The sequence below is a fragment of the Arthrobacter sp. SD76 genome (assembly GCF_049726125.1).
GTDB lineage: Bacteria > Actinomycetota > Actinomycetes > Actinomycetales > Micrococcaceae > Arthrobacter > Arthrobacter nitrophenolicus.
Map to the genome: position 1 here is coordinate 234,636 of NZ_JBNBLR010000001.1, position 16,582 is coordinate 251,217.

Annotated in this window: 10 protein-coding genes and 2 pseudogenes; 2 read left to right on the forward strand and 10 right to left on the reverse strand. The window is 66.0% G+C overall.

Annotated elements, in window-relative coordinates:
* Positions 1–32: 32 nt before the first annotated feature.
* Complete coding sequence (locus ACPEE0_RS01105; protein WP_424573774.1) at positions 33–911, reverse strand: 2-hydroxy-3-oxopropionate reductase; 879 nt, start codon at positions 909–911, stop codon at positions 33–35.
* A gap of 79 nt (positions 912–990) precedes the next feature.
* On the reverse strand, positions 991–1,791 hold the full coding sequence (locus ACPEE0_RS01110) for a hydroxypyruvate isomerase family protein (protein WP_424573775.1): 801 nt from the start codon (positions 1,789–1,791) through the stop codon (positions 991–993).
* A 616-nt stretch (positions 1,792–2,407) separates the two neighbouring features.
* On the opposite strand from ACPEE0_RS01110, the pseudogene ACPEE0_RS01115 reads away from it, so the two are divergent.
* A pseudogene (locus tag ACPEE0_RS01115) lies at positions 2,408–3,603 on the forward strand (IS30 family transposase).
* Positions 3,604–3,663: 60 nt separating this feature from the next.
* Here ACPEE0_RS01115 and katG read toward each other — a convergent pair.
* The 6 genes and pseudogenes from katG to ACPEE0_RS01145 all read right to left on the reverse strand — a co-directional run bounded on the left by katG (position 3,664) and on the right by ACPEE0_RS01145 (position 11,861).
* Entirely contained in the window at positions 3,664–5,958 is a 2,295-nt protein-coding gene (katG, locus tag ACPEE0_RS01120; protein ID WP_424573776.1) for a catalase/peroxidase HPI, read from the reverse strand.
* 102 nt (positions 5,959–6,060) lie between these two features.
* The gene (locus tag ACPEE0_RS01125) at positions 6,061–7,146 is read right to left on the reverse strand and encodes a LacI family DNA-binding transcriptional regulator (protein WP_424573777.1); all 1,086 of its coding nucleotides are present in this window, start codon (positions 7,144–7,146) and stop codon (positions 6,061–6,063) included.
* A 38-nt stretch (positions 7,147–7,184) separates the two neighbouring features.
* Positions 7,185–8,087, reverse strand: coding sequence for a carbohydrate ABC transporter permease (locus ACPEE0_RS01130; protein ID WP_424573778.1), 903 nt, complete (start codon positions 8,085–8,087; stop codon positions 7,185–7,187).
* Entirely contained in the window at positions 8,084–8,965 is an 882-nt protein-coding gene (locus ACPEE0_RS01135; protein ID WP_424575215.1) for a carbohydrate ABC transporter permease, read from the reverse strand. Before ACPEE0_RS01135 ends, ACPEE0_RS01130 begins: the two co-directional genes overlap by 4 nt.
* An 82-nt stretch (positions 8,966–9,047) precedes the next feature.
* Positions 9,048–10,381: pseudogene (locus ACPEE0_RS01140) on the reverse strand (ABC transporter substrate-binding protein).
* A gap of 43 nt (positions 10,382–10,424) precedes the next feature.
* Positions 10,425–11,861 carry a glycoside hydrolase gene (locus ACPEE0_RS01145; RefSeq protein ID WP_407710129.1) on the reverse strand — a complete coding sequence of 479 codons (1,437 nt, stop codon included), beginning with the start codon at positions 11,859–11,861 and terminating at the stop codon, positions 10,425–10,427.
* Positions 11,862–12,262: 401 nt separating this feature from the next.
* Between ACPEE0_RS01145 and ACPEE0_RS01150 the strand changes: the two genes are divergently transcribed.
* Positions 12,263–13,813 carry a glycoside hydrolase family 32 protein gene (locus ACPEE0_RS01150; RefSeq protein ID WP_407710128.1) on the forward strand — a complete coding sequence of 517 codons (1,551 nt, stop codon included), beginning with the start codon at positions 12,263–12,265 and terminating at the stop codon, positions 13,811–13,813.
* Positions 13,814–13,913: 100 nt separating this feature from the next.
* Here the strand turns inward: ACPEE0_RS01150 and ACPEE0_RS01155 are convergent, their stop codons facing one another.
* Together ACPEE0_RS01155 and ACPEE0_RS01160 are read right to left on the reverse strand one after the other, a co-directional pair.
* A complete protein-coding gene (locus tag ACPEE0_RS01155; protein WP_424573779.1) occupies positions 13,914–15,203 on the reverse strand; it encodes an MFS transporter in 1,290 nt (429 codons plus the stop codon).
* 76 nt (positions 15,204–15,279) lie between these two features.
* The gene (locus ACPEE0_RS01160; protein WP_407710126.1) at positions 15,280–16,566 is read right to left on the reverse strand and encodes a M20 metallopeptidase family protein; all 1,287 of its coding nucleotides are present in this window, start codon (positions 16,564–16,566) and stop codon (positions 15,280–15,282) included.
* Positions 16,567–16,582 lie beyond the last annotated feature (16 nt).

Below are 16,582 nucleotides of genomic sequence, written 5' to 3' on the forward strand. Positions count from 1 at the left end.
CCGGCTCAATCACCGCTTAGCTGCGGCCTGTCCTATTTCCTGCCGGAGAGCTGGAGGACCTGCTTGAAGAGGCCGGAGTGGTCCAGTGCGCCGTCGCCCTGGTTGACGGTGGCGGCGACGAGCTGGGCGACGACGGCGCCGAGGGGGACGGCCACGTTGGCTTCGCGGGCGGCGGAAGTGACGATGCCGAGGTCCTTGTGGTGCAGGGCGAGGCGGAAGCCGGGGTCGAAGTTGCGGTCCAGCATCTTCTGGCCCTTCTGGTCCAGGACCTTGGAGCCGGCCAGGCCGCCGCCAAGGACCTTGAGGGCTGCATCGGTGTCCACGCCGTAGGCCTCGAGGAACGCGATGGCCTCGCCGAGGACCTCGATGTTGACGGCGACGATGAGCTGGTTGGCTGCCTTGACGGTCTGGCCTGAGCCGGAGGGGCCGACGTGGACGATGGTCTTGCCGACGGCGTTCAGGACGTCCGAGGCTGCCTCGAAGTCTGCCTTGTCGCCGCCGACCATGATGGAGAGGACGGCGTCGATGGCGCCCTGTTCGCCGCCGGAGACCGGGGCGTCGAGGGGGCGGATGCCGGCTTCGCGGGCTTCGTCGGAGAGGCGCTTGGCGACGTCGGGACGGATGCTGGACGCATCGATCCACAGGGTGCCCTGCTTGGCGTTGGCGAAGACGCCGTCCTTGCCGCTGACCACGCCTTCGACGTCGGGGGAGTCCGGGACCATGGTGATGACGACGTCGGCGTCCTTGACCGCGTCCGCGATGCTTGAGGCGCCCTTGCCGCCTTCGGAGACGAGCTTGTCGATCTTGTCCTGGCTGCGGTTGAAGCCGGTGACGGTGTGGCCGGCCTTGACCAGGTTGATGGCCATGGGCAGGCCCATGATTCCGAGTCCGATAACTGCAACGTTGCTCATGATGGTTCTCTTTCTGAAGTCTTTGTGGGGCTGGTGGTTGAGCCTGTCGAAACCGGATTTCGACAGGCTCAATCACCGGTTACTGGCTAATGCGCTGGCGGATGGCCCAGCTGAAGGCCGTTTCCTGCGGTTCCTTGTACTCGAGGCCGATGTAGCCCTCATAGCCGAGTTCGCGGCTGCGGGCGATCCATTCGCCGAGCGGGAGGGTTCCGGTGCCGGGGGCGCCGCGGCCGGGGTTGTCGGCGATCTGGATGTGGCCGAAGTCCTTGGCGTGGTTCTCGATGACGGATTCGACGTCGTCGCCGTTGACTGCGAGGTGGTAGAAATCGGCGAGGAGCTTGATGTTGCCGGCGCCGGATTCCGCCTTGACCCGGGCGATGACCTTGAGAGCGTCGTCGGCGGTGAGGAGCGGGTACTTGGCGGCGCCGCTGACCGGTTCGAGGAGGACGGTGCCGCCGATGCGGGCCACGCCTTCGGCTGCTGCGGCCAGGTTCCTGGCGGCCAGCTCGTCCTGCTCTTCGGGGGTGGTGTCGTCCTGCCGGTTGCCGTAGAGGGCGTTGAAGGCCTTGCAGCCCAGGCGCCCGCCGATGCCGGCCACGACGTCGATGTTGTCCTTGAACTCGGACTCGCGGCCCGTCCACGAAACCAGGCCGCGGTCGCCGCCGGGCATGTTGCCCGCGTTGAAGTTCAGGCCGGTGAGCTGCACCCCGGCGTCCTTGATGGCGTTCTCGAACCTGGTGACCTCGGCGTCCGCCGGAACGGAGGATTCGAAGGGCCACCAGAACTCGACGGCGTCGAAGCCTGCTGCCTTGGCTGCGGCCGGCCGCTCGAGCAGGGGAAGCTCCGTCAGCAGGATGGAGCAGTTCACTGTGTACGTCATCGTAGGTCCTTCCGGGGAGGGCTTTGATCTATCTTCCCCTGCGTCACCGGCTCCCTGCTGGTTTCCGCTCTGTGGAATTTAGATTCTGCTTTATGAAAAGTGTAGGGAAGGAGGGCAAGGAGAGTCAAGGGGAAGGGCAAGAGAAAGGGCCGGCTGCAAAGGGCGGGTTCTAGCGGTCGTTGCAACACCCAGAATTTTTGGGAGTTGCAACGACCGTGTCGTCTTAAGGGAGAAGCCCGCTGGGCGGCGGAGATATTCGCAGGAGCAGAAGGATCAGTTCTTTGCGGCCCTCGATCGGGTTCAAAATGTCAGTGCCGCCGCGAGGGAACTCGGTTTCAATGTGATGACCTGTCACCAATGGATCCGCAAGGCTGGTTTGCCCCGGGGCAAAGTACGGAAGCAGTCGGTGCACCGGAAGTACACGGCTAGGCAGAAAGAGCAGTTCTTCGCCGTGTTCGACCGTCTTAAGAGCACCACGGAGGCTGCAAAGGAACTCGGGCTGAATCCCAATACGTGCGCCGCGTGGGTGCGGAAAGCCGGGCTGAAGGGTCAGGGAAAGCCGGGGACAGGTCCACACCCTGGAAGGGACGAGTTCTCCCGGCTGCGCAACGCCGGCGTGAGCCGACGGAAAGCTGCCGCGGCAGTTGGTATTCATTTACGGACCGCTGAGGAGTGGGACCAGGGAATCCGGAAGTCCGGCGGACGACGCATTTATCCGGATGGCCGGGTGGTCGACTACAAACGTGGTGTGATCACTATGACCTCTGCCGCCGGCACAACAGAAACGGTCCAGGTCCCGGTGGCCGCGCTGGAGAAACCTATCCACCCGCGGTACCTCAACGTCAAGGAACGGGAACTTATCCGGGACCTGCAGGCCGCCGGATCCTCGGTGCGGGCGATCGCCCACGCCCTCGGCAGATCGCCCTCAACAGTCAGCCGCGAGTTGGCCCGAAACACCGATCCGCGGATGGGCTACCTTCCCCACGGTGCACATCGGAAGGCAACTGCCCGGCGGGCCCGGCCCAAGACAGCCAAACTCGCGGGCGAGTCGGACCTGCGTAAGTACGTGAAGGACAAGCTGCTCCTACGCTGGTCTCCGGAACAGATCAGCCACACGCTGGTCGAAGAGTTCCCCGACAACCCGGAGATGCGCGTGAGCCCAGAGACGATTTACCAGGCCCTCTACCTCCAAGCCAGAGGCGGACTTAAACGTGAGGTGCAAGCAGCTCTGCGGACCGGCCGGACCCGGCGAAAACCCCATGCCACCGGTGATCAGCGCACTCCCAGGTTCACCGACCCCATGATCATGATTTCCGAACGTCCGCCCGAGATCGAGGACCGCGCCATACCGGGGCATTGGGAGGGGGACCTCATCACTGGCGCCCACAACCAGTCCGCGATCGCGACCCTGGTCGAGCGCACCACCCGTTACCTAATGCTCGTCCACCTGCCAAAGGACCACTCTGCCTCAACCGTCCGTGACGGCCTCATCAAAACCATGGCCACCCTTCCGGCGCACCTTCGGGGATCCCTGACCTGGACCAGGGATCGGAAATGGCTGCCCACAAATCCTTCACTCTCGCCACCGACATGCAGGTCTACTTCTGCGACCCCGCAAGCCCGTGGCAACGCGGCTCGAACGAGAACACCAACGGCCTGCTGCGCCAGTACTTCCCCAAAGGCACCGATCTGTCTGTCTTCGGACCCGAGGACCTCGAACACGTCGCCCAGGAACTCAACGGCCGCCCACGCAAAACGCTCGGCTGGAAAACTCCAGCCGAGCGTTTACGTGATTTACTACTAACCACCTAACCAGCAGGTGTTGCAACGACCCCTTGAAACCGCCAAGCAGCCGGCCCCTGAGGTGGTCTTTTACCGCAGGTCGAAGCGGTCAGCCTCCATGACCTTTGTCCATGCGGCCACGAAGTCGTTGACGAACTTCTCCTTGCCATCCTCGCTCGCGTACACCTCGGACAGCGCCCGCAGCTGCGAGTTGGAGCCGAACACCAGGTCCACGGGCGTGGCGGTCCACTTTACTTCCCCGGTGGTGACGTCGCTGATCTCGTAGACGTTTTCCTCCGCTTCGGACGCCTTCCACTTGGTGCCGGGGGAGAGCAGGTTGACGAAGAAGTCGTTCGTCAGGACCTGCGGCCGGGTGGTCAGGACGCCATGCAGGGAATCGCCGAGGTTGGCGCCGAGGGCGCGCATGCCGCCCACGAGCGCCGTCATCTCCGGCGCGGAGAGTCCCAGCAGGTACGCCTTGTCCAGCAGGAGGGTCTCCGGCTGGAGCTTTTCCCCGGGCCGGACGTAGTTGCGGAAGCCGTCGGCCCGCGGCTGCAGGTACTGGAAGGAGTCGACGTCGGTCTGGTCCTGGGAGGCGTCAGTGCGGCCGGGGCGGAACGGCACGGTGACGGGGAACCCGGCGTCGCTGGCGGCCTTCTCCACCGCCGCGCAGCCGCCGAGGACGATCAGGTCTGCCAGCGAAACCTTCTTGCCTCCGGCCTGGCCGGAGTTGAACTGCTGCTGGACCCTCTCGATCGCCTGCAGGGCAGTGCCCAGCTGGTCGGGCTCGTTCACTTCCCAGCCGCGCTGGGGTTCCAGCCGGATCCGCGCGCCGTTGGCACCGCCGCGCCGGTCCGTCTTGCGGTAGGTGGAAGCCGACGCCCAGGCAGTGCGGACCAGCTGTGCGACGGTCAGCCCTGAATCCAGGAGCTGCGCCTTGAGCGAGTCGATGTCCTGCTGGCCGATCAGTTCGTGGTCCACGGCCGGGACCGGGTCCTGCCACAGTTGCGGCTCGGGAACCCACGGCCCCAGCATGTGCGGGCCCACCGGACCCATGTCGCGGTGCAGCAGCTTGTACCAGGCCTTGGCGAAGGCGAGCTGGAACTCATCCGGGTTCTTCAGGAAGCGCTGGCCGATCTCTGCATAGATCGGGTCGAAGCGCAGCGACAGGTCGGTGGTGAGCATCGTGGGCCGGTGCTTCTTCTCGGGGTTGTAGGCGTCCGGGATGATCTCCGGGGCATCCTTGGCAACCCACTGGTGGGCGCCCGCGGGGCTCTTGACCAGCTCCCACTCGTATTCGAACAGGATCTCGAGGAAGCGGCTGCTCCATTGGGTTGGCCGGTCCGTCCAGGTGACCTCCAGGCCGGAGGTGATCGTGTCCGCACCCTTGCCGCTGCCGTATGTGCTGAGCCAGCCCAGGCCCTGCGTCTCGAGGTCTGCGCCCTCCGGCTCGGGACCAACATGGGCGTCGGCGTCGCCGGCACCGTGGGTCTTCCCGAACGTGTGGCCGCCGGCGATCAGCGCGAAGGTCTCCTCGTCGTTCATCGCCATCCGCTTGAAGGTTTCACGGATGTACGCGGCCGCGAGCTTGGGGTCCGGGTTGCCCATGGGCCCCTCGGGGTTCACGTAGATCAGGCCCATCTCGGTGGAGCCCACATCTTCGGCCATCTGGCCTTCGCCGATATAGCGTTCGTCGCCTAGCCACGTGTCTTCGGGCCCCCAGAAGATCTCCTCGGGCTCCCACACGTCCTCGCGGCCGAAGGCGAAGCCGAACGTCTTGAAGCCCATCGATTCGAGGGCCACATTGCCCGCCAGCACCAGCAGGTCCGCCCAGGAGAGCTTCTGGCCGTACTTCTGCTTGACCGGCCACAGCAGGCGCCGGGCCTTGTCCAGGTTGGCATTGTCCGGCCAGCTGTTGAGCGGGGCGAACCGCTGGCTGCCGTCACCCGCCCCGCCGCGGCCGTCATGGACGCGGTAGGTACCGGCGGCGTGCCAGCTCAGCCGGATCATAAGGCCGCCGTAGTGGCCGAAGTCCGCAGGCCACCAGTCCTGGGACGTGGTCAGGACCTGGGTGATGTCCTGCTTGAGTGCCTCCACGTCGAGCTTCTGGAACTCTTCGCGGTAGCTGAACGAGGGGCCGAGCGGGTTGCCCGCCTGGTTGTGGGCGTGGAGCACGGAGAGGTCGAGCTGGTTCGGCCACCAGTCCGCGACGGTGCGGGGCCGGTGTCCCTTGGGCTCCGGCGAGTCGATCGCCGGGTTCTCGCTCTCGCTGCCGTGTGAGGTCACGCTGTCATGTGCGACCGGGCACCCGCCCTCAACCTTGCGGTCCAGGCCCTGGGCACTTCCCGGGGTGGGGATCGGGGGGTGGTCCTGGTGATCGGTCATGTGCTTCCTTCCATGTGGCCGAGGCCGTGGTCGGACTCGGGCGGCCGGTACAACCCTCCCATTTGACCATGTACGGACCGCCCGCTGAACCCCTCCCAGGCCTTATGTTTTTGCGCGCGCTGCGACCCGGACCGAATTGCGTTCCACCGTGGGGCAGTGGATTTTCGCTGCCTCCGCCCCGGCTGTCTCCTCCAGCCCGAGCAGCATGCGGACGCCGGCTGCGCCCAGCTCGTAGTGGGGGAGCGCCACGGTGGACAGCGGGGGCCGCAGGTGCGCGGCGATGACTTCCTGGTTGTCGAAGCCGACCACGGCGAGGTCTTCCGGAATGGACAAACCGTGCTCACGCAGCCCGTCGTAGAGGCCCATGGCCATCCGGTCGTTGTAGCAGTAGACGGCGGTGGCGCTGCGCTTGAGCAGCTCACCGGTTGCGCCGTAGCCGCCTTCCTGGTCCGGATAGGCTTCCATGACCAGGCCGGGGTCGAAGGCGATGCCGGCTTCCTCGAGTGCCTGCCTGTATCCCAGGAGCCGTCCGTCCTTGGCAGGGGCGGGGATGGTGGCGTTGATGAAGGCGATGCGGCGGTGGCCGTGCCGGAGCAGGATCTCGGTGGCCGACTTTCCGCCCTGCGCCTCGTCGGGTACCACGGCCCGGGCCCCAGGCTCGGCGGCGAAGCAGTTCACCAGGACAAAGTCTGCTTCCCGCAGCGAGGCCGGAATGTCGGTTTCGCGGTGGAACCAGGTGGAGTAGAGGATGCCGCGCACCTTGTACTCAAGCATCATGCTGATAGCGTCCTGCTCAAGCGCCCGGTTTCCCTCGGTGTTCGCGATCAGGAGCGCGTAGCCGTGCTTCCATGCCTCGTCCTGGGCGCCGTGGATGATCTGGCCGGCGAAGGGCGTGGTGGCAACGCCGTCGGCCACCAGCCCGATGAACCGGGAGGTGCCGCTGACCAGGGTCTTGGCCATCGCGTTGGGCCGGTAGCCCAGCGCGCGGATGGCATCCTTGACGCGCTGGCGGGTTTCTTCGGCTATGCGGGCGTCTTTTTTCTTGTTGACCACCAGCGACACGGTGGCCGTCGAGACCCCTGCCGCTTCGGCGACGTCGCGGAGCGTGACGGGGTGGGCTCGTTCGGGCCGGTGCCGGGGACTGGCCGCAGGCGCGGCTTCCCCAGGCTTGTTCTCCCTTGAATTCATCTGCCCTCCGTCAGGAGTATATCCGGCGGCTGCGGCGGTCATCCCTTGGTCGCCCCGCTCTCGAGTCCCTGGATCATGGCCTTGTTGAGGACCAGGAAGACCAGCAGCAGCGGGGTGATGGTGACGCACACGGCGGCGAACGTGGCCGTCCAGTCCACCTTGCCCATGGCACCGATGTAGTTCTGCAGGCCCAGCGGGATGGTCTTCAGTTCCTCGGACAGCACGAAGGTGTTGGCGAAGATGAAGTCGTTCCAGATGAAGATGCTGTTGACCAGGACCACGGTCACCACCGTGTTGAGCGACAGCGGCAGGGTGATCAGGCCGAAGATCCGGTAGGGCCCTGCGCCGTCCAAGGACGCTGCCTCGTACGTTTCCTTGGGGATGTATTCGTAGAACGAGCAGAACAGGTAGATGGACATCGGCAGGGAGAACCCGGCCAGGGGAATGATCATCGACTGGTAGGTGTCCAGCAGGTTCACCGCCGAGTAGTCGATGAACAGGGGCACCAGGGCGATCTGGACGGGCACGATGATGCCGATCAGGAACAGCCCGCGGACCAGCTTGCTGAGCCGGAACCCCAGCACCTGGATGGCGTACGCGGCCATCATGCCCAGCAGGACGATCAGGATGTTGGCGCCCATGGTAACGATGAAGCTGTTCATGATGTTCCGGCCCAGGTCCCCCGTTTCGAAGGCCCGGGCGTAGTTCTCCCAGGTCAGCGAGCTGGGCAGGGCGAACGGATCGCCGCTGGCAAAGTCCTGCTCGGTGCGCAGGCTGGTGAGGAACAGCCAGGCCAGCGGGTACACCTGGACGATCACGATGAGCATGATCAGGACGCGTGAGAGCGTCCGGAACAGGTCGGGCCTGCGACGGCGGCGGCGGGCTGCCGGACGCGGCGGCACCACGGCGGGCGGAACGGCTGGGGCTGCCTGGGTGATCATGAGTCTGCCTTCCGCTTGAGCAGGAACAGGATGAGGCCGACGGCGACGAGGCACTCGATGACGATGAACACCGAGATGGTGCTGGCGTAGCCGAAGTCGGTGCTGGTGAACGCCGTCTTGTACATGTATGTGGTGAGCAGTTCAGACGACTGTCCGGGCCCGCCGTTGGTCATCAGGTAGGGGATGTCGAAGCCGCGCAGGCCGTAGGTGGTGGCCATGATGGTGGTGGTGATCCACACCGGGCGGATGTAGGGGAAGCGGATCTTGGTGAACAGCGTCCACCGGGAGGCCCCGTCCAGCACGGCGGCCTCTTCCAGTTCCTTCGGCACGGCCAGCAGGGCCGCATAGATGATGAGCATGTAGAGGCCGGTGAAGCGCCAGCCTTCCGGCGCCGAGACGGCGGCCAGGACGGTGGTGACGTCCGAGAGCCAGGGCCGCTCGAGGCTGCCGAGCCCGATCCAGTGCAGCAGCTGGTCGAGCAGGCCGACGGGGTCGATGGAGTAGATCCGGACGAAGAGGAAGGCGATGGCAACGGTGGAGATTACGGCCGGCAGCAGGTAGAGCGTCTTCACCAGCTCCCGGCCGCGGCGCAGGGACGTGAGCAGGCTGGCGACCACCAAGGCCCCGCCGAGCTGCAGGACCAGGCAGATGGCCAGGTAGATCAGGGCATTCAGGAAAGCCCGCCAGAAAATGTCGTCCTTGACGAACATGCGGACGTAGTTGTCGACCCCCACGAACTCCATGTCGCTGATGCCGTTCCAGGAAAAGAAGCTCAGGAACAGCGACTGGAGGATGGGAAACAACACCGCTGCGCAGTAGAGCAGCAGGGGAGGGAGCAGGAAGACGAGGACGGATGTCCTGGACCTGTTGGGAAGCATCCTGTTGGGGAGCATGGCCGGGCCTTTCGGGCGGGGGACCGGAGTCCCCCGCCGCAGTGGTTGCTTACTTGAAGAACAGCGCTTACTTGAAGAACTTCGGGGCGTTCTGCGCGATGGTGTTGTCCATGGTGCTGGTGAACTGCTCCGGCGTGATGTTGCCCTGGACCAGCAGGACAAGCTCCTGCTGCAGGCGTCCGTTGGTGGTGGGATCAAGCTGCGTGTCCCAGGGCATGGCCTGCTTGGAACCGAGGTCTTTCGCCTGGTCCAGCGCCTTCCGGTACAGCGGCGTTGCGTTGGCCGGGACGGCGGTTTCGACGTCGGTGGTGGGCGAGAGCGCGCCGGTTGCGGCGTATTCGGCCGGGTACTTCTCCAGGGCGAACTTCAGGAAGTCGCTCACCAGGGGATCGTAGGTCTTCGAGTTCACCGCCATGCCGATGCCCGAGGGCGAAACGAACTCGTTGGCTGCCGTGACGGATCCCGCCGTGGTGGGGAGGGTGAAGAAGTCGATGTCGTCCCGGACGGCGGGTCCAGCTTGTCCGTGGCCAGGCTGGACAGCTCCCAGGTGCCGATGTTGTACATCGCCGCCTGGCCGGACGTGAACTGGTTCTGCGCGTCTGAGTAGCCCTGGGCCGAGAAGCCCTCCTGGAAGCACTTCGCCTTGCCAAGTTCAGCCATCCAGTTGACGGTCTTCTGCCCGGCGGGGTCGGAGAACTTCGCTTCGCCCTTCTTCAGCTTCGTCACGAAGTCCGGTCCGGCTTCCCGGAACGGCTGGTAGGCGATGTAGCGTTCCAGCGGCCACTGGTCCTGGCCGTCGATGGCGATCGGGGTGATGCCGGCCTCGCGGAGGGCCGTGCACATGGCGGGAATGTCGTCCAGGGACTTCGGCACCGCCACGCCTGCCTTTTCGAGCAGCGCCTTGTTGTACCAGATGAATTCCAGCTCAAACTGGAACGGGATCATGTACAGGGAGCCGTCGTCGAAGCGCTGGTAGTCCAGGGCGCCGGGGCGGTAGTCGTCGTAGACATCCAGGGTCTTGAGCAGCTTTTCGGCGTCCACCATCTTGCCCTGCTTGGCCAGCTGCTGGGCGAAGGGTGTGGCATCCGTGTCGAAGAGCTCGGGGAGCTTGTTGGCTGCGGCCAGGGTCTCGAGCTTCTGGATGTAGGAGGGCCGGTCCGGGGTGGTGATCAGGTTCAGCTCGAAGCCGGGGTGGTCCTTGGCGTAGTCGTCGGCCAGCTTCTTCATGATGTTGATGACGGCGCCGTCAGCGGGCCGCGAGAGCAGCCAGGAGATTTCCCGGGGCTTGATCTCGCCGGTGGGGCTGACGTTGGAGGGATCGGTGGAACTTCCGCCCCCACAGGCTGTGAGGGCCAGGGCGGTGGCTGCTGCGACGGCGGCGGCGCGGATCAGGTTCTTCATTGCGGTCTTTCCCTTGGTTTGAACGGAGGATGCGGGAGGGTATTCAGTTGTCGGTGCGCTTGCGTACTTCGAGATGTGTAACGGTGGCGGATCCTTCGCCGGCGAAGACGCCGATCCGGCCCGCCGGCAGGTCGTAGATCCTGGTGCTGAGGGCCACCTGCCTGTCCACGACGGCGACGCACAGGTCGCCGTCGACGATGACTTCCAGCGTGTGTTCGCCGGGAGGAAGGCTGCACGGGCGCTCGAGTTCGATCTCGAACGGCACGTCCCCGGAGACATGCCATTGGGCCTCCCCCGTGACGGCCCGCGGCCACTGGTCGAAGACCAGGCGCCCGCGCTTCGGTTCGAGCCGGAGCACGTAGGAGCTGTCGCCGTCGGCGCTGGACCGCAGCAGCAGCCCGCACTCTGTGGTGCCCGGGCTGATGTCCAGGATTGCCTTGGCGTAGAACTGGGAGGGCAGTTCCTCCCGGGAGACGGTGGCGGTGTAGCCGTCCGGGACGTCCAGCCTGGCGGGCAGGCCGCCGTCGAAGGTCACGGCAACCTCGTCCCAGAAACTGTCCACCAGTTCGTCGGCGAAGCCGAACGCCAGGGTCCCGTCCGGGTTCTGCCGGGCCTCCAGGACGGACATGGTGCCCGCCCACTGCCAGGAGCCGCTGTCGGAATTTCCTTCCTTGCTGGCGATCCAGCCGAAGAAGAACCGACGCCCGTCCCGTTCCGCGGTCTTGGACGCGTAGAACGCGCGGCCGTCGATGCTGTCCTGGTCCGGCACCAGCCACGGTCCATCCGGGCTTTTCGCCATGCGGTACCGGGTGGTGAAATTCTCGGAGAACTCGGAGTAGACCATGTACCACCAGCCGCCCCAGGCGAAGACGTCCGGGCACTCGTGGGTAATGTAGCGGCGGGGGTCCCAGAACGGTTCGGCGTACTGCCAGCTCACCAGGTCGCTGGACACGCACTGGGCGATGACTCCGCGGCGGCGTTCGGGTCCTTCGGCGTGCCGGGCCGCCAGGAGCATGCGCCACTGGCCGGAGGACGGGTCGTGGCAAACGTAAGGGTCCCGCCAGTCCCCGGACTCGTAGCCGGCAGGTGCACCGAACGTAAGCTCGGGGTGCTTCACCCAGGTGCGCATGCCGTCGGTGCTGGTGGCGTGCATGACCAGCTGCAGCGGCAGCCCGTCCTTGCCAAGGTTCTTCGGGTTCTGCCCGGTATAGAAGAGGTGGTGGATGCCGGACTCGTCAACCACCACGCTGCCCGTGTAGGCGTTGAAGTCGGGATCGTTATCTGTTCCGTGCGGCAGTGCCACCCCCTGGTCCTGGAACTGGATGAGGTCCTTGGTGGTGACCAGGTTCCACGACGTTCCCGGCTTGGGGTCGGAGCGGACCTCGTGGAGGTAAAAGAGCCAAAACTCCCCGTCCTTTTGGAAAGGGATGAGGTCTCCCACCCATCCGTCGGCGGGCTGGAAGAAGACTGGATAACTCATCGGCGCTGATGTTCCGTTCTGCTAAAGCGTTTGATCACCTCAAGGTAGATGATGCCGCCGGGTTTGATCAAGCGTTTTAGCGAAACTTTTTTCTGGATCCGGCCGTCTGCGATAAAACGCTTGACCAAACACTGTTTGCATCCCTAGTTTTGGGGCCAAGCGATTTTCCGACGACGGCGTCAGCCCCCGAACCAATGAAGGTTCCACCTTTAGAGCAGTACCTTTTCCAAGGCCCTCCCGGTGCCATCCAGCACCGGCGGGCCGTCCCTCCATCCGGGCCGCGACGCAACCCGCACCCGCCCGGCGTCTCCGCCTGGGACTGCTGCGCCGCCGTCGTCATCGCCGCGTGCGCCAGTGGCTGTCGCACGCCCTGATGCAGCCCACTTTCGAGAGGAAACACCATGACGCCCCATTTGTCCCGGCGCAACGTCCTGCAGGGCACCGGCGCAGGAGCGCTGGCTTTGTTCATGAGCAACGTGCTGCCGGCAGCCGCCAAGGCCAAGGAGTCTTTACGCGCCGTGTACCACATGACGCCGCCGTCGGGCTGGCTGTGCGACCCCCAACGTCCGGTCTACGTGAACGGCGCGTACCACCTCTACTACCTGCATTCCGCGCAGAACAACGGCCCGGGCGGATGGGACCACGCCACCACCACGGACTGCGTGGCTTTCGACCATCACGGGGTTGCCATCCCGCTGCAGCCGGACTTTCCTGTCTGGTCGGGCTCGGCGGTGGTGGACACGGCAAACACTGCCGGTTTTGGGGCAGGCGCCATCGTTGTCCTCGCCACGCAGCCCACTGGAGGGATCCGCAAGTACCAGGAGCAGTACCTCTACTGGTCCACCGATGGCGGCTCCACCTTCACGGCGCTGCCTGATCCGGTGATCGTGAACACGGATGGACGGGCCGCCACCACGCAGGCCGAGATCGAGAACGCGGAATGGTTCCGCGATCCGAAGATCCACTGGGATGCGGCGCGCAGCGAATGGGTGTGCGTGATCGGCCGGGCCCGGTACGCCGCGTTCTATACCTCGCAGAACCTGCGCGACTGGCAGCTGAAACGCAACTTCGACTACCCCAACCATGCCCTCGGCGGGATCGAATGCCCGGACCTGTTCGAGATGACGGCAGACGACGGCACCCGGCACTGGGTGCTGGGCGCCAGCATGGATGCCTACAGTATCGGCCTGCCCATGACCTACGCCTACTGGACGGGAACCTGGGACGGCGGGCAGTTCCTCGCGGACAACCTGGACCCGCAGTGGCTCGACTGGGGCTGGGACTGGTACGGCGCCGTGACCTGGCCGGCAGCGGAGGCACCCGACACCCGGCGGTACGCGATCGGCTGGATGAACAACTGGAAGTACGCCGCCCGGGACGTTCCCACGGATGCCAGCGACGGATACAACGGCCAGAACTCGGTGGTACGCGAACTGCGCCTTGCCCGCCAGGCCGGGGGCTGGTACAGCCTGCTCAGCAGTCCCGTCCCGGCGCTCGCCGGCCACGCGGGCTCCACCACGGTGCTTCCGGACCGTACTGTCAGCGGCAGCGCAGTCCTGCCGTGGAGCGGCTACGCGTACGAGCTGGAGCTCGATATTTCCTGGGATGCCGCCGCCAACGTGGGCGTCTCGGTGGGCCGGTCCGCGGACGGCACGCGCCACACCAACATCGGGAAGTACGGGGCGGAACTGTATGTGGACCGCGGGCCGTCGGACCTGGCCGGCTTTTCACTCGTGCCGTTCACGCGTGCGGCGGCACCGATTGATGCCGCTGCGCGGTCAGTGCATTTGCGAATTTTCGTGGACAGGCAGAGCGTGGAGGTGTTCGTGAACGCCGGTCACACGGTGCTGTCCCAGCAGGTGCACTTCGCCGCGGGTGACACCGGGATCTCGTTCTACACCGACGGCGGCCCGGCAACCTTCTCCGGCATCACCATCAGGAACTTCGCCTAAGCAGTCCCGGAAGCCTGGGCACTCCCCGACACGCCGCGGGCCCCGGTGCGCCATGCACCGGGGCCCGCTGACCCGCCTGGAGGAGCCAGCCCTGGAGCGGCTAGTGCGTCAGGTCCTTGCCCTTGGTCTCCGGGATGGTGAAGACGAACGCCGCGCTGATGACCAGGAGCAGCACCGCGTAGATGTTGAACACCTGGGGCGCGCCCAGCGAGGTGCCCAGCCACTGCTGCAGGTAGGGCGCGGTCCCGCCGAACGCGGCCACGCAGATGGAGCAGGGCACCCCGACGCCCACGGTGCGGATCGAGGTGGGAAACAGCTCGGCGTAGACGGCCGGGACAATGGCGGCGCTCGCGGCGATGAAGACCAGCATCACGGACATGCCCACCGCCAGCTGCCAGGCGGAATCCTTCAGCAGCCAGGTCATGGGGAAGTGCATCACGGCAGAACCGATGGCACCGGACCACAGCACCTTCTTGCGCCCGATCCGGTCGGACAGCTTGCCCCAGACCGGCAGCGCGGCAATGAACACGATGTTCGCAACAACACCGGCCCACAGGGCTTCGCCGCGGTCGATCTTGAGGGCGGTGGTGGCGTAGCTCGGTGCCACCACGCCCCAGATGTAGTAGATCACCGTCAGGCCGACCGTCAGCCCGATCACCTGCAGGGCCTGCTTCCGGTGCCGGACGATCTGCGGCCAGATCGGCGCGCGCTTGACGGCGGTGGATTCGCCCTCGAAGGCCTCGGTCTCGTGCAGCCGGGCCCGCATGATCAGGGCGTAGAGGCCCATCGCTGCGCCGAGCAGGAACGGGATCCGCCAGCCCCACGCGTTCATCGCCTCGGTGGTCAGCGTCATGTTCAGCACGGCGCCCAGCAGCGTGCCGAACAGGATGCCCACCGTTCCGGAGGTGTAGATCAGGGTGGCCCAGAACCCGCGGTGCTCCTTGGGTGCCATTTCGGAGAGGTAGGTTTGCGACGACGGCAGCTCACCGCCGTGTGCCAGGCCCTGGATGAGCCGGGCCACCAGCAGCATCAGGGATGCCCAGGCGCCCACGGCCGCGAAGGTGGGCGCGATGCCGATCATCAGGCTGCCCAGCGAAGCCAGGCCGACGGCGAGCGTCATGGACGTCTTGCGGCCCACCCTGTCGCCGATCCAGCCGAAAACGAACCCGCCGAAGGGCCGGGCCACGAAGCCGACGGCGAAGATCGCCAGGGTGGAGAGTACCGCGGAGGCGGGGTCGGCCTTGCTGAAGAGCTGGCTGGCGATGAAGGGCGTGAACGTGGCGTAGATGGCCCAGTCGTACCACTCGACGGCGTTGCCGATGCCGGTTCCGACGATGGTTTTCGCGGTGGACACGCGTCCAGTCTGCTGCCTTGTTACTGCAATGGACATGATGACTTCCTGGTGGTCGGTGCGAATGGGGTTGCCGGCGGCGGCGCTGCTGCCGGCGGTGGGGAGTGGCTGCGTACTATGAAGCTGCGGAAAGCGAGGCGAGACGCGAAATGGCCAGTTCTGCGTAGAGCGCTGCTCCGTCAGCCAGGACGCCGTCGTCGAAGGTCGCGTACGGCGAGTGGTTGAAGGGGGAGGCTGCTGGATCAGCACCGGGAGCGACGGCGCTGAGCCCCACGAAGGTGCCGGGCACTTCTGCCAGCACCCGGGAAAAGTCCTCGGAGCCGCTGAGCGGGGTGGCCCAGCGGGAGAGCCGGCGCTCGCCGAACAGGCCGGAGATGACCTTTTCGGCAGTAGTGGTTTCGTCCTCGTCCGTAATGGTGAGCGGGTACTCCGCCTGGTAATCGACGTGCACGTCAAGGCCATGGGCTGCGGCGATGCCCTTGAGCAGCCGCGGTACGGCCTCCATCATCTTGAGGCGGGAGCCCTCGGAGAAGGTCCGGATGGTGGCTTCGATGCGGGCCGTCTCCGGGATGACGTTCCGCTTGGTGCCGGCCTGCAGGACGCCGACGGACAGGACCACGGGATCGAACATGTTGAACTGCCGCGTCACCATCACCTGCAGCGCGGTGACCATCTCCGCCGCCGCGGTCACCGGGTCCTTGGCGGCGTGCGGGGCGGATCCGTGGCCGCCGGCGCCGAGGATGGTGACCGCCAGGCCGTCCGAAGCGCTGAGCATGACGCCCGGCTTGGTGCAGAACTGGCCGTGTTCCTCCAGGGAGGAAAAGACGTGCATGCCGTACGCTGCCTGGACGCGGGGGCCTGCGGCGTCCAGGACGCCTTCCCGGATCATGTAGCTGGCGCCGTCGCAGCCTTCCTCACCGGGCTGGAACATCAGGACGACGTCGCCCCGGAGCAGGTGCCGCTTCTCGGCCAGGAGCGTGGCGGCTCCGGCGAGCATGGACGTGTGCAGGTCGTGGCCGCAGGCGTGCATGGCGCCGTCGGTCCGGGATGTGTAGTCCACTCCGGTCTTCTCCTGCACCGGGAGTCCGTCCATGTCCGCGCGGAGGAGGACGGCGGGCCGTTCGGCTGCTTTGCCGCCCGCCGGGGAATCTGTGCCCGCCGGTGAAGCTGTGGCCGCCGGGGTCCCGCCACCCGCCTGCATACCGGCGCCGCCGCGCAGGACGGCAGTGACCGACGTCGTTTCCTTGCCCAGCGTGATCTCGAACGGCAGGCCGTCCAGCGCCTGGAGGACGCGCTCCTGGGTGCGGGGAAGGTGCAGGCCGATCTCCGGCCGCCGGTGCAGGTCGTGGCGGAGGCGGACCAGGTCTTCCTGCAGGTCGCGGGCGTCTTCGGTGATGGGCAAGTTGTACTCCTTGGCG

Coding starts and splice junctions, on each gene's coding strand:
- ACPEE0_RS01150 (WP_407710128.1), top strand. CDS start 12,263: ATGACGCCCCATTTGTCCCGGCGCAACGTCCTGCAGGGCACCGGCGCA.
- katG (WP_424573776.1), bottom strand. CDS start 5,958: ATGACCGATCACCAGGACCACCCCCCGATCCCCACCCCGGGAAGTGCC.
- ACPEE0_RS01130 (WP_424573778.1), bottom strand. CDS start 8,087: ATGATCACCCAGGCAGCCCCAGCCGTTCCGCCCGCCGTGGTGCCGCCG.
- ACPEE0_RS01145 (WP_407710129.1), bottom strand. CDS start 11,861: ATGAGTTATCCAGTCTTCTTCCAGCCCGCCGACGGATGGGTGGGAGAC.
- ACPEE0_RS01105 (WP_424573774.1), bottom strand. CDS start 911: ATGAGCAACGTTGCAGTTATCGGACTCGGAATCATGGGCCTGCCCATG.
- ACPEE0_RS01135 (WP_424575215.1), bottom strand. CDS start 8,965: ATGCTTCCCAACAGGTCCAGGACATCCGTCCTCGTCTTCCTGCTCCCT.
- ACPEE0_RS01155 (WP_424573779.1), bottom strand. CDS start 15,203: ATGTCCATTGCAGTAACAAGGCAGCAGACTGGACGCGTGTCCACCGCG.
- ACPEE0_RS01110 (WP_424573775.1), bottom strand. CDS start 1,791: ATGACGTACACAGTGAACTGCTCCATCCTGCTGACGGAGCTTCCCCTG.
- ACPEE0_RS01125 (WP_424573777.1), bottom strand. CDS start 7,146: ATGAATTCAAGGGAGAACAAGCCTGGGGAAGCCGCGCCTGCGGCCAGT.